Here is a 12,401-nt window from a genome sequence, read left to right on the forward strand (position 1 = left end):
AACGGCGCGCGTCGGACCGTCCATACTGGATCAACCGTCACGAGGAGCCGCCGTGCAGAATCACGCCCATTACTACCAAGGATTGCGTCCGCGCCTGTACGGCCTGGCTTACCGCCTGTTGGGCAGCCGCGCCGACGCCGAGGATGTGCTGCAGGACGCCTGGTTCAAATGGAGCGCGGCCGACCCCGCGGCGATCCGCGATGCCGAGGCCTGGCTGGTCACGGTGGTAACCCGGCTGGGCATCGATCAGTTGCGCCAACGCCGCGCCCGCCGCGAGGAATATCTCGGTCCCTGGTTGCCGGAGCCGCTGCTGGGCAGCATCGATCACGAAGGCGAACGCTTGATCGAACTCGGCGCGGACATTTCCATGGCCTTCTTGGTGGCGCTGGAGCGACTGGGCGCCGAGGAACGAGCGGCCCTGCTGCTGCGCGACGTGCCGGAACATTCCTACGAACAGATCGCCGAAACGCTGGGTAAAACCCCTGCGGCCTGCCGCCAGATCATCAGCCGCGCCCGCCGTCGGGTGCGCGATGAGCGACCACGTTTCACCGTCGACCAGGCGGCGCATCGGCGGCTGGTGGAGCGTTTCGCCGCGACCCTGCTGGACCCCGACGGCACGGCCTTCGCCGAGCTGCTCGCCGAGGAGGTGAGCTGGATCGCCGATGGCGGCGGCCAAGCTACTGCCGCCTCGAAGGTGTTGCACGGCGTGCGCGCCTCGGTGCGGCTGGCTGTCGGCATCGCCCGCCGCGCGGATGGCCAATGGAACACCCGGCTCGCCTGGATCAACGGCGAACCCGGCGTGCTGGTGCTGCATGGCGAGCATATTCATGCCGCGATGACCTTGGTTAGCGACGGCCGGCATATCCGGCACATCTACTCGGTGGTCAACCCACACAAGCTCGCCGGGGCAGGCCTGGAGCAGCACGCTGACGCCCTTGCCGCGTCCACCCGCGGCGCTTAAGGTGAGCGCCCCGCCCCGCTGGAACTTCGTGCATGTGGTCCTTCCGCGCCTGGCAGCGCAAACGCATCCTCGCCCGCAACCCGATCAGCACTGAGCTGTGGCGCCGCGTGGTCGACAGCCTGCCGATCCTCGATGGCTTGAGCGACGAGGAACTGACGCGCCTGCGCGAACGCGCCGTGCTGTTCCTGCACGAAAAGCGCCTCACCGCACTGCCAGGCGTCGAGCTGCAAGCCGAAGATCGCCTACGCCTGGCGCTGCAGGCCGAGTTGCCGCTGCTGCACCTGGCCGAGCTCGGCTGGTATCGCGGTTTTCACGAGATCGTTCTTTATCCCGACGACTTCATCAGCCCGCAGAAACACCGCGACCCGGCCGGCGTCGAACACGAATGGGACGGCGAGCACAGCGGCGAAGCCTGGTTGCAGGGACCGGTCATCCTCGCCTGGCCCGGCGTGCAGGAAAGCGGCGGCTGGGAAGGCTACAACCTGGTGATTCACGAACTGACGCATAAGCTCGACATGCTCAACGGCGATGCCAACGGCCTGCCGCCGCTGCACCGCAACATGCACATCGAAGCCTGGGCGAGCGCGATGCAGAGCGCCTACGACCAACTCGACGCCGTGCTGGATGCCGATCCGAATGCCGAGACGCCGATCGATCCCTACGCCGCGGAAAACCCGGCGGAGTTCTTCGCCGTCACCAGCGAATACTTCTTCAGCGCGCCGGATGTGCTGCAACAGGCCTTTCCCGAGGTCTACGCGCAACTGGCGGCCTTCTATCGGCAGGATCCGCTGACGCGCCTGCAGCAGCTACAGCACAGTCATCCGCAGTACGCGGAACCTCATTGAGTTCGGGCCGTCGAATGCGCGCCATTTTGCCGGCAAGGGTTCACACGACCGGCATGGCAAAACGCCCGACAGTGCGCCTATAATCGCGCCCACTTTTTTCGCCCCAGGCCGCGTTGGCCGACCACGGAGCAATGTTCATGAGCTACAGCAAAGTCCCGGCCGGCAAAGACCTGCCCAACGACATCTACGTCGCCATCGAGATTCCGGCCAACCACGCGCCGATCAAATACGAAATCGATCACGACACCGACTGCCTGTTCGTCGACCGTTTCATGGCCACGCCGATGTTCTACCCGGCCAACTACGGCTTCATCCCGCACACCCTCGCCGACGACGGTGACCCGCTGGACGTGCTGGTGGTGACGCCCTACCCGGTCGCGCCGGGCTCCGTCATCCGCTGCCGTCCGGTCGGCGTGCTGAACATGACCGACGAAGCCGGCGGCGACGCCAAGCTGATCGCCGTCCCCCACGAAAAGCTGACCCAGCTGTACGTCGACGTTAAGGAATACACCGACCTGCCCCCGCTGCTGATCGAACAGATCAAGCACTTCTTCGAGAACTACAAGGATCTGGAGAAGGGCAAGTGGGTCAAGGTCGAGGGCTGGGGTAACGCCGACGAAGCCCGCGCAGCAATTACCAAGGCGGTTGCGGCTTACCAAAAATAAGCCAATACCGTCAACGGAAAGCCGGCCCACGAGGCCGGCTTTTTTATGTTTTCAGATTCTTGTTTTCGGCTGGAACAAGCACTTGAAGGGCACCGGCTCGCCTGCCCAATCAGTAGCCACGCCTTTCCCAATCGTCGTAAAAAACCCGCAAGCACACTTCCAAGTGGCTGGCGATCGCACCTCCAGACCAGCGACCTGGCGCTATTGGCCGTCCCGTGCAATATATACAGGGCGACCGCCTCGAAGTCTGAACGGATCCCACGATGCTAACCACCTACAACATTGCATTGGTGAGCCTGTCCATCCTGATTGCCATTGCCGGCTCCTTCACGGCGCTCGACCTGGCCAGCCGCGCGCGCGCTTCGACCGATTGGATGCGACATGCCTGGTTATGCGCAGCGGCCGTCTGCATGGGCGGCAGCATCTGGTCGATGCACTTCGTCGGCATGCTGGCGTTCGGCATGCCCGGCATGGAGATCCAGTACGATCTGGCGCTCACCCTGTGGTCGCTGGTCGTGCCGATTGCGGTGACGGCAATCAGCTTTTTCGCCGTGGGTATTCGCGGGCTGGGTCGCAAGACGCTCGGGATCGGCGGTCTGTTCATGGGGCTCGGAATTGGGGCCATGCACTACATGGGCATGGCGGCCATGACGATGCATGCCGAGCTGTCCTATGACCCGTTTTGGGTGGGTATCTCCGTCATCATCGCAATCGGCGCGGCCACCGTAGCGCTCTGGCTCTCGGCCCGTGGCCGGCGCCTGGTACTGCAGGCAGTCTCGGCCGTGGCAATGGGCTTTGCCGTGGCGGGCATGCACTACACGGCCATGGCCGGCGCACGTTTCACTCCGCTGCACGATGCGATGCCCGCGCCGCACGACAGCGGCCTGGATCTGTTGACGCTGGCGTTATCGGTCGCCGGCTCGACCTTCATCGTGCTGTTCTTCGGCCTTGCCGCCTCGATGCATGACAGGCGCATGGCGATCATCAGCGAGCGCGAAGCGGCGGCCTTGCGCCAAAGCGAGGAGCGGTTCCGCGAGCTGTACAGCAAGACGCCGTTGCCATTGCATTCACTGGATGAAGAAGGCCGGCTCGAATCGGTCAGCGATGCCTGGCTCGTACTGATGGGCTATCGCCGAGGCGATGTGATCGGCCGGCCCCTGATCAACTTCATGACCGAAAGCTCGGCGCGCCAGATGCTCAGCCAGGACTGGCCGGCATTGCTCGAAACCGGCGAATGCCTCAACGCCGAGTACCGCCTGGTGGCCAGGGCCGGCGTGTTCATCGATGTGCTGGCCTCCACGCGCCTCGAACAGACCTCTCGCGGTGCGCTCATCATCGGCGGCCTGGTGAACATCACCGAACGCCGGCACGCCGAGGCCGCGCTCCGGCAGGCGCAGAAGCTGGAAGCGATCGGCAAGCTGACCGGCGGCATCGCTCATGATTTCAACAACCTGCTCGCCGTGGTCAGTGGGAATCTCGAATTGCTGCGCAAACGGTTGCCGAACGACACGGCTCGTACCGGCACCCTGATCGAAAACGCGCTGCTGGCCACACAGCGTGGTGCCAGCCTGGTTCAGCGCATGCTGGCCTTCGCCCGTAAGCAAGATTTGAATCCCAGTTCAGTCGTGCTACCGGACGTGGTGCTGAGCATGCGAGAGCTGCTGCAACGCTCGGTCGGAACCAACATCACCATCGAAACGCGATTCTCTCTGAGTCTCCCGCCGGCCTATGTCGACGCGAATCAGCTCGAAATGGTGCTGATCAACCTGGTGGTCAATGCACGAGATGCCATGCCGACAGGCGGCACGATCTGCATCGAAGGCCAACCGCGTTCCTTCAGGGCGCCAACGGAACAATCGTCGCAGGAGTTCGTCGCCCTGATCGTGCGCGACGACGGCAGCGGCATGAGCCCGGAGACGCTGGCCCGGGCAACCGAACCCTTCTTCACGACCAAGGGGCCGGGCAAGGGCACCGGACTTGGCCTCTCGATGGCCCATGGCCTGGCCGAGCAATCGGGAGGCCGATTGGAGATGACGAGCCAGCCGGGCAAGGGGACGACCGTCGAGCTGTGGCTACCCTTGGGCATTCCCGCTCAAACGGCGGCACCGGCACTCGAACATGCAGAAGAATCCGTCGCGGCGCCGGTACCCGCCTTGTCGATACTCGTGGTAGACGATGACCCGCTGGTGCTCGCCAATACCACCGAGCTACTCGAGGACCTGGGACATCGAGTCACCGCGGTCGGCGATGGCGAGACGGCCCTGACCGTCCTTCGCCAACAGGAGGCTTTCGATATTCTGGTTACCGATCAAATGATGCCTGGCATGACCGGAACCCAGCTGGCCAAGATCGTCAAAGCCGAACGGCCCAACCTGCCGGTCCTGTTGGTCAGCGGCTATGCGGAATTGTCCGAGGATGGCCGCCCACTGCATACGCTGGCCAAGCCGTTTACGCAGCACACGCTCAGCGCAGCGATCGGCGACACGCTAGGGCGTCCGAATTCGCGCGTCGTGGTGCCGTTGCACAACCGCCGTTGAAGCGTGCGGGTTGCGTTTCCCGACCCGGTTCGCTGATCGATGACCGATAAAAACCTGAACGGATTCGGGCGCGCCGACTCTATCGAAACCACAGCTTTTGCTGATTTCGAGGTGATAGATGCGCTATCCGACACGCTTCATCCGTACCCGACTCGTCCCGATAACGCTGGCGGCCCTGCTGCTGTCACCAGGCATCGTGACAGCAGCCGCCGACTCGCCGCAGGTACTCGGCTGGGTCGAGGAAGGGCTGATTCTTCCGGAAAAAGTGGCGGTGAAGTTCAAGCTCGACACGGGCGCGTTGACGTCCTCGATGCATGCGGAAAATATCGACCGTTTCGAGAAAGACGGCGAGGACTGGATACGCTTCACCGTCGAGCTGGAAGACATCAATACCGAAAAGCAGGTGAGGACACGTCTGGAGCGCAAGATGGTTCGGGACCTCACGGTCCGTGGCGCGGGCGGTGCCGAGGAGCGCCCTGTCGTGCTGATGAAAGTCTGCCTGGGTAATCAGACCTATGAGGAGCAGTTCTCGCTAAACGACCGGGACAAGATGAATTACCCCGTGCTGATTGGCCGCCGTACGCTGGAGAAGATTGGCCCGGTGGATTCATCCAAGACATTCACCGTCGAGCCGAGCTGCGCTGACACCGGCAGCTGATGCCGTCTTGCGAGTTCGTGGATCGGCCGTTGCCGCACCGATCCACAGCTCATCGCCTGGGTGCAACTCCCCCTGCGCCCCTCCGGTCAACTGAAAGCGCCACCGTTGTACCGACGACGAGCCTTTTCATCCCCGAACGCCACATTGATGAGATCGCCGGACCGAGTCCGCGCCCACCGACACGGCATGGGTCACATGAAGACAAACCAGGCGGCGCTGGCTCGCGACTTCACCCGTTCCCCGGAAACAGGAGTTTGAGATGACCAACCGCGACCAGACTGCCGTGATCTGCGGCGGAACCGCCGGCGTGGGCCGCGCGACCGCCCATGCCTTGGCGCAGGCAGGTTTTCGCGTGGCCGTGATCGCGCGTGGCGAACAGGGCCTGGCCGACACACGCCAAGCGCTCGAAGCGACCGGCGCCACGGTGCTGACGATTGCCGCCGACGTCGCCGATGCCGAGGCGATCGACCGCGCCGCCGAGCGGATCGAAGCCGAGCTGGGACCGATCGAGCTCTGGATCAACGCGGCCATGGCCACGGTCTTCGCACCGGTCGAGAAAATCACTGCGGCGGAGTACAAGCGGGTCACCGAGGTGACCTACCTGGGCTTCGTCCATGGCACGCTAGCCGCGCTGCGACATATGCAACCGCGCAATCGCGGCACCATCGTGCAGGTGGGGTCGGCGCTGTCCTATCGCGCCATCCCGCTGCAATCGGCTTACTGCGCGGCGAAGTTCGCCATCCGAGGTTTCACCGACTCGTTGCGCTGCGAGCTGATCCACACCAAGAGCAAAATCCGTCTGACCATGGTTCAGCTACCGGCACACAACACGCCGCAGTTCGACTGGTCGCGCAACAAAATGACCAAACGCCCGCAACCGGTGCCGCCGATCCACACGCCCGAGGTCGCCGCTCGCGCCATCCTCCGCGCGGCCACCGATGCGCCGCGTGAACTCTGGCTGGGACGTGCCTCGCTCCAGGCGATCATCGGCAACATGTTCATGCCGGGCCTGCTCGATCGCATGATGGCCAAACAGGCCTGGAGCGGGCAGATGACCGACGAGCCGGCCAACCCCACGCAGCCAGACAACCTCTTCGAACCGGTCGAAGACTTGCATCGCATCAATGGCCGCTTTGGGGACCGGGTTCAGGACCACGCCGTGGCCCTGAGCAGCGAAACCATCGGCAAGCTGGCGGTGGCAGGACTGGCGGCAGTGACCGTGGGCGCGGTGGCGTTGGTCGCCTCTATAGCCTCGGGTCGCGGCCGACGTTAAGGCGCAGTGCGCAGTTCCTGCCGCGCCTGGCGCACCACCGACCAACCGGCGGAAAGCGCCAGCCCCGCCATGAACAGCGCCACGATGAAGTCCGGCCAGCCGGAACCCGTTCCGAAAACGCCCGCTGCGGCAATCATCACCGCGATGTTGCCCAGCGCGTCGTTGCGGCTGCATAGCCAGACCGAGCGCATGTTCGAGTCGCCCTCGCGAAACGCATAGAGCATCAGCGCCACGACGACGTTGGCAACCAGCGCCAGCGCGCCGATGGCGCCCATGGTCAGAGGCTCCGGCACCACGCCGGCATGGACCGCCCAACCGGCGCGACCAAGCACGAACACGCCGAAGGCCAACATCGACAGCCCTTTCACCATGGCTGCACGCGAACGCCAGACCAGGCCCATGGACAGCACCACCAGGGTGATGCCGTAGTTGGCGGCATCCCCGGCGAAGTCGATGGCGTCGGCCAGCAGCGAGACCGACCCGGATCGCAATCCGCCCCCGACTTCCACGACGAACATGATTAGGTTGATCGCCAGCGCGACCCACAGCGCCTTGCGAAAACGCGGGCTGACCGCCGGGGTTGAGCAGCCTGAATCACAGCATCTCGACGACATGGAAATGTCTCCTGAACTATATTCGGAGCCATTGCACACCCTGGAGCCGCTCCAGGGTCAAGCCCTATCCTGAGCACGATTGCAGCGAGACGAAGGAGACCATCATGCGTATAGGCGAGCTGAGCACGGCGGCCGACGTGGACGTCGAGACCATTCGCTATTACGAGAAGATCGGGTTGATGCCCGCACCGGAGCGCGGCGCCAATGGCTATCGGTCTTACTCTTCCAAGCAACTGGCGCACCTGGTGTTCATCCGCCATTGCCGGGCGTTGGATATCGGGCTCGCCGACATCCGTCGGCTGCTGGAGTTTTCCAACCAACCGGACGCCAGCTGCGGCGACATCAATCTGCTGATCGACCAACAGCTCGAGCGTGTCCGTGCGCGGCTCGAAAGCCTCCATGCCCTTGAGCATCAGCTGCAGGCGCTGCGCAGTTGCTGCACTGATGGTCGTCCGATACAGGGCTGCGGAATTCTCAACGAGCTGGCCAGCACGCGACAGGACGAGGCTCGGCACGAGTCTTGAGGCTCCGGTTCGCAAATGCAGCGTCGCTGCTGACAATGCTTGGCGGGCTGCGCGCCCTTGGCTAATCTGCGTCTCTTTTGCCACGAGCCGTTCCGATGCCGCTGTTCGACATGTTGCTATTGATCGCTGCCGGTTTTGCCGCGGGTGGCATGAATGCGCTCGCCGGAGGCGGCACCTTCTTTTCGTTTCCAGCACTGCTGGCTACCGGCCTGCCACCGGTTACCGCCAATGCAACCAACGCCGTGGCGCTCTGGCCCGCCAGCCTTGCCGGCGCCTGGGCTGCGCGCTCGTCTCTCCAGCCGTTGGGACGCTACCTGATCCCGCTGCTACTGGCCGGTCTGATCGGCGGTTTGCTCGGCGGCCTACTGCTACTGGCCAGTGGTGACGACATCTTCAGTCTGCTCATTCCATGGCTGTTGCTGCTGGCCACCGCGTTATTCGCCGCCAGTCCTTGGCTGAGTCGCTGGCTCGCGGCACGCCGAAAAGATGAAAGCGCTGTACCACCGCATGCGCCGGCATCGCTCGCGGCGCATGGACTAGTATCCATCTATGGCGGTTATTTCGGGGCGGGTATGGGCATCCTGCAGCTGGCGGCGTTTTCCATCGAAGGTCATCAGCTGGTTCGCGCCAACGCGCTGAAGAATCTGATTTCTGCCGTCATCTATAGCGTTGCCACAGCCACGTTCATCATTGCCGGACGCGTGAGCTGGTATGAGCTGGCCATCCTGCTGATCGGCACCACACTCGGCGGCTATGCAGGCGGCGCGCTGAGCAAAAAACTGCCGGCCAACTGGCTGCGCGCCTTCGTCATAGGCGTCGGCAGCGCCATGACCGTCTATTACTTTTGGACGACTTACGGGCAATAGCCTGAATGTCGGGTTACGCCTTAGTGACGCAGATTGCGCCTTCGGAGCCCCGGATTACGCCTTCGGCTAATCCAGGCTACGGTCTGAGCGGCGGATCGTCCGGCCGACTTATGGCGTATGCCGTCCAGCTCTGCTAGTGTCGCGCCCGTTTCAGAGCAGCCGCAGAGAACAGGTTCCGCCATGGCCCGCAAGAAAGTCGCCCTCGATTTCGAACAATCCCTCGCCGAGCTGCAGCAGCTGGTCGAGCGCCTGGAAAGCGGCGAGCTGTCGCTCGAAGACTCGCTGACCTGTTTCGAACAGGGGATCGGTCTGACCCGCGACTGCCAGGCCGCCCTGAGCCAGGCCGAACAAAAGGTGCAGATCCTGCTGGAGCGTGACGGCAAGCTGCAGGAAGCCCCCTTCGAGGTGGACCCGGAAGCATGATCGACGAGTACCAGCAACGCTGCCAAAAACGCGTCGATAGCTGTCTCGAGGCGCTCTTCTTCCCCCCCCGCCCGCAACTCGAACGCCTCTATCAAGCCATGCGCTACAGCGTGATGAATGGCGGCAAGCGCGTGCGCCCACTGCTGGTTTACGCCGCCTGCGAGGCGCTCGAAGGCGACAGCGCGCAAGCCGACGGCGCCGCCTGCGCCGTCGAACTGATCCACGCCTACTCGCTGGTACATGACGACTTGCCAGCCATGGACGACGATGACCTACGCCGCGGCCAACCGACCACCCACAAAGCCTTCGACGAAGCCTGCGCGATCCTCGCCGGTGATGGCCTGCAAAGCCTCGCCTTCGAAGCGCTCGCCGCCGAGGCGCACAACCCCAGCGATCCAGCCCTGCGTCTGGAGATGTTCAGCAGCCTCGCACGGGCAGCAGGTCCGGCTGGAATGGTTGGCGGGCAAGCGATCGATCTCGGATCGGTCGGCCTGAAACTTGATCGCACGGCGCTGGAACTGATGCATCGCCACAAGACCGGCGCGCTGATCGAGGCCAGCGTGCGTCTCGGCGCCCTCGCCAGCGGACATGCCGATGCCGACAAGCTGGCCGCTCTGCAGCGGTACGCACAAGCCATCGGCCTGGCCTTCCAGGTGCAGGACGACATCCTCGACGTGGAAAGCGACACCGTCACGCTCGGCAAGCATCAGGGCGCCGACATCGCCCGCGACAAGCCCACTTATCCGGCTTTGCTGGGCATGGACGCGGCAAAAGCCTACGCACTGGAGCTGCGCGATCTGGCGCTCGATGCCGTCGCGCCCTTCGGTGCGGCCGCCGAGCCGTTGCGCCAACTGGCCCGCTTCATCGTCGAGCGCCGCAGCTGAGCCCGCCTGTCCCGTGGCCGTATCGCCGGCGCCTATGGGGCGACCGTTGATGCCTGGGTCATTCTTCTCACTGTAACCATCGGGTAAACTGCGGCTCTTTTTTCAGCCAAAACGATCCGCCCGATGCCCAAGACGTTCCATGAGATTCCTCGGGTCCGCCCTGCGACGCCCGTTCTAGACCGCGCGGCCACTCCCGAGCAGCTGCGCCGACTGAGCGAAGCGGAACTTGAAGAACTCGCCAACGAACTGCGGCAGGACCTGCTCTACAGCGTCGGCCGGACGGGCGGGCACTTCGGCGCAGGGCTCGGCGTGATCGAGCTGACCATCGCCCTGCACTATGTCTACGACACACCAGACGACCGCCTGGTGTGGGATGTTGGCCATCAGGCCTATCCGCACAAGATCCTCACCGGCCGCCGCGAGCAGATGGCCAGCCTGCGTCAGAAAGACGGCCTCGCCGCCTTCCCGCGCCGCAGCGAAAGCGAGTACGACACCTTTGGCGTCGGCCACTCCAGCACCTCGATAAGCGCCGCCCTCGGCATGGCCATCGCCGCGCGCATGCAGGGCAAGAAGCGCAAATCCATCGCTGTGATCGGTGACGGCGCGCTCACTGCCGGCATGGCTTTCGAGGCCTTGAACCACGCCCCGGAAGTTGGCGCCGACATGCTGGTGGTGCTCAACGACAACGACATGTCGATCTCGCGCAATGTCGGCGGGATGTCCAACTATCTGGCGAAAATCCTGTCCAGCCGCACCTACACCAGCATGCGCGAAGGCAGCAAGAAGGTCCTGTCGCGCCTGCCCGGCGCCTGGGAAATCGCCCGTCGCACCGAGGAATACGCCAAGGGCATGCTGGTGCCCGGTACATTGTTCGAGGAGCTGGGCTGGAATTACATCGGCCCCATCGACGGCCATGACCTGCCGACGCTGATCGCCACGCTGCGCAACATGCGCGACCTATCCGGCCCGCAGTTCCTGCACGTGGTGACCAAGAAGGGCAAGGGCTTCGCCCCGGCAGAAGTCGACCCCATCACCTGGCACGCCATCAGCAAGCTGGAGCCCGTCGGCGGTCCGGTTGCGCCGAAGAAGCCCAGCGGCCCGAAGTATTCCAACGTGTTCGGCCAGTGGCTATGCGACATGGCCGCCGCCGACCCGCGCCTGACCGGCATCACGCCGGCCATGAAGGAAGGCTCCGACCTGGTCGATTTCAGCGAACGCTATCCAGATCGCTATTTCGACGTTGCCATCGCCGAGCAACATGCGGTGACGCTGGCCGCCGGCATGGCCTGTGAGGGCGCCAAACCCGTGGTCGCGATCTACTCGACCTTCCTGCAACGGGCTTACGACCAGCTGATCCACGATGTGGCGGTGCAGAACCTCGACGTGCTGTTCGCCATCGACCGCGCCGGCCTGGTCGGCGAAGACGGCCCGACCCACGCAGGCAGCTTCGATCTTTCGTACCTGCGTTGCATCCCCGGCATGCTGGTCATGACGCCGAGCGACGAGAACGAGATGCGCCGCATGCTGACCACCGGTTATCACTTCGAAGGCCCGGCGGCGGTGCGCTATCCGCGCGGCACCGGCCCGAACGCGACCATCGAACCAAGCCTCGAGCCGCTGGAAATCGGCAAGGGCGTGATACGGCGCCAAGGCTCGAAGGTGGCACTGCTGGTTTTCGGCGTACAACTGGCAGAGGCGCTGCAGGTGGGCGAGGCACTCGACGCCACCGTGGTCGACATGCGCTTCGTCAAACCGCTGGATGAAGTACTGGTACGGCAATTGGCCGATTCCCATGAACTGTTGGTGACCGTCGAGGAAAACAGCGTCATGGGCGGCGCCGGCAGTGCAGTGAATGAATTCCTGACGCGCGAAGGCCTGCTCCAACCCATCCTCAATCTCGGCCTGCCCGATTACTACGTGGAGCACGCCAAGCCCGCCGAGATGCTTACCGAATGTGGCCTGGACGCAGCGGGAATCGAGGCTGCAATACGTGCGCGGCTGACGAGCCTGCAGCAACCGTAGAATGGGAAACGCCGAAGATTTTTCCTCACGGCCCGCCAGCCTGTAGGGCAGAACTCATTTGGCCGCCGCTTCACAAAGGCCGAACAAGTTCGGCCCTACGTGCACAATCTGCAGCAGCTAAAGTGCCCG

Annotated in this window: 12 protein-coding genes; 11 read left to right on the forward strand and 1 reads right to left on the reverse strand. The window is 63.9% G+C overall.

The window, feature by feature from the left end:
* The first annotated feature begins 52 nt into the window (after positions 1 to 52).
* The 6 genes from sigJ to NA647_RS12195 all read left to right on the forward strand — a co-directional run bounded on the left by sigJ (position 53) and on the right by NA647_RS12195 (position 6,939).
* Entirely contained in the window at positions 53 to 961 is a 909-nt protein-coding gene (sigJ, locus tag NA647_RS12170; protein ID WP_256057931.1) for an RNA polymerase sigma factor SigJ, read from the forward strand.
* A gap of 32 nt (positions 962 to 993) precedes the next feature.
* Entirely contained in the window at positions 994 to 1,806 is an 813-nt protein-coding gene (locus NA647_RS12175) for a zinc-dependent peptidase (protein ID WP_256057932.1), read from the forward strand.
* 137 nt (positions 1,807 to 1,943) lie between these two features.
* Positions 1,944 to 2,471, forward strand: a complete 528-nt coding sequence (gene ppa / locus NA647_RS12180) for an inorganic diphosphatase (RefSeq protein WP_256057933.1) — start codon at positions 1,944 to 1,946, stop codon at positions 2,469 to 2,471.
* 263 nt (positions 2,472 to 2,734) lie between these two features.
* Complete coding sequence (locus NA647_RS12185) at positions 2,735 to 5,008, forward strand: MHYT domain-containing protein (RefSeq protein ID WP_256057934.1); 2,274 nt, start codon at positions 2,735 to 2,737, stop codon at positions 5,006 to 5,008.
* Positions 5,009 to 5,147: 139 nt separating this feature from the next.
* Positions 5,148 to 5,666 (forward strand): ATP-dependent zinc protease, encoded by a 519-nt coding sequence (locus tag NA647_RS12190; RefSeq protein ID WP_423836470.1) that lies wholly within the window; start codon positions 5,148 to 5,150, stop codon positions 5,664 to 5,666.
* A gap of 259 nt (positions 5,667 to 5,925) precedes the next feature.
* On the forward strand, positions 5,926 to 6,939 hold the full coding sequence (locus NA647_RS12195; RefSeq protein ID WP_256057937.1) for an SDR family oxidoreductase: 1,014 nt from the start codon (positions 5,926 to 5,928) through the stop codon (positions 6,937 to 6,939).
* On the opposite strand, the gene NA647_RS12200 is transcribed toward NA647_RS12195, so the two are convergent.
* Complete coding sequence (locus NA647_RS12200; protein ID WP_256057939.1) at positions 6,936 to 7,553, reverse strand: cation transporter; 618 nt, start codon at positions 7,551 to 7,553, stop codon at positions 6,936 to 6,938. The two genes, NA647_RS12195 and NA647_RS12200, sit on opposite strands and share 4 nt — an antisense overlap.
* A 104-nt stretch (positions 7,554 to 7,657) precedes the next feature.
* Here NA647_RS12200 and NA647_RS12205 point away from each other — a divergent pair, with 104 nt between their 5' ends.
* The 5 genes from NA647_RS12205 (at position 7,658) to dxs (ending at position 12,272) form a co-directional block, all read left to right on the forward strand.
* The gene (locus NA647_RS12205) at positions 7,658 to 8,077 is read left to right on the forward strand and encodes a Cd(II)/Pb(II)-responsive transcriptional regulator (RefSeq protein WP_256057941.1); all 420 of its coding nucleotides are present in this window, start codon (positions 7,658 to 7,660) and stop codon (positions 8,075 to 8,077) included.
* 95 nt (positions 8,078 to 8,172) lie between these two features.
* Complete coding sequence (locus NA647_RS12210) at positions 8,173 to 8,943, forward strand: sulfite exporter TauE/SafE family protein (protein WP_256057942.1); 771 nt, start codon at positions 8,173 to 8,175, stop codon at positions 8,941 to 8,943.
* Between the two features lie 180 nt (positions 8,944 to 9,123).
* Positions 9,124 to 9,366 (forward strand): exodeoxyribonuclease VII small subunit, encoded by a 243-nt coding sequence (locus tag NA647_RS12215; RefSeq protein ID WP_102837024.1) that lies wholly within the window; start codon positions 9,124 to 9,126, stop codon positions 9,364 to 9,366.
* Positions 9,363 to 10,250 (forward strand): polyprenyl synthetase family protein, encoded by an 888-nt coding sequence (locus NA647_RS12220; RefSeq protein ID WP_256048458.1) that lies wholly within the window; start codon positions 9,363 to 9,365, stop codon positions 10,248 to 10,250. The genes NA647_RS12215 and NA647_RS12220 overlap by 4 nt, the downstream gene beginning before the upstream one ends.
* A gap of 123 nt (positions 10,251 to 10,373) precedes the next feature.
* On the forward strand, positions 10,374 to 12,272 hold the full coding sequence (dxs, locus tag NA647_RS12225; RefSeq protein WP_256057943.1) for a 1-deoxy-D-xylulose-5-phosphate synthase: 1,899 nt from the start codon (positions 10,374 to 10,376) through the stop codon (positions 12,270 to 12,272).
* The last annotated feature ends 129 nt before the right edge of the window (positions 12,273 to 12,401 follow it).

The organism is Stutzerimonas stutzeri (assembly GCF_024448985.1).
In the GTDB taxonomy this organism is placed as follows: Bacteria; Pseudomonadota; Gammaproteobacteria; order Pseudomonadales; family Pseudomonadaceae; genus Stutzerimonas; species Stutzerimonas stutzeri_AP.

Bases quoted from the DNA above. Each gene is read 5' to 3' on its own strand.
- NA647_RS12175 (WP_256057932.1), top strand. From the start codon at position 994: ATGTGGTCCTTCCGCGCCTGGCAGCGCAAACGCATCCTCGCCCGCAAC.
- ppa (WP_256057933.1), top strand. From the start codon at position 1,944: ATGAGCTACAGCAAAGTCCCGGCCGGCAAAGACCTGCCCAACGACATC.
- NA647_RS12185 (WP_256057934.1), top strand. From the start codon at position 2,735: ATGCTAACCACCTACAACATTGCATTGGTGAGCCTGTCCATCCTGATT.
- NA647_RS12195 (WP_256057937.1), top strand. From the start codon at position 5,926: ATGACCAACCGCGACCAGACTGCCGTGATCTGCGGCGGAACCGCCGGC.
- NA647_RS12200 (WP_256057939.1), bottom strand. From the start codon at position 7,553: ATGTCGTCGAGATGCTGTGATTCAGGCTGCTCAACCCCGGCGGTCAGC.
- NA647_RS12205 (WP_256057941.1), top strand. From the start codon at position 7,658: ATGCGTATAGGCGAGCTGAGCACGGCGGCCGACGTGGACGTCGAGACC.
- NA647_RS12210 (WP_256057942.1), top strand. From the start codon at position 8,173: ATGCCGCTGTTCGACATGTTGCTATTGATCGCTGCCGGTTTTGCCGCG.
- NA647_RS12215 (WP_102837024.1), top strand. From the start codon at position 9,124: ATGGCCCGCAAGAAAGTCGCCCTCGATTTCGAACAATCCCTCGCCGAG.
- NA647_RS12220 (WP_256048458.1), top strand. From the start codon at position 9,363: ATGATCGACGAGTACCAGCAACGCTGCCAAAAACGCGTCGATAGCTGT.
- dxs (WP_256057943.1), top strand. From the start codon at position 10,374: ATGCCCAAGACGTTCCATGAGATTCCTCGGGTCCGCCCTGCGACGCCC.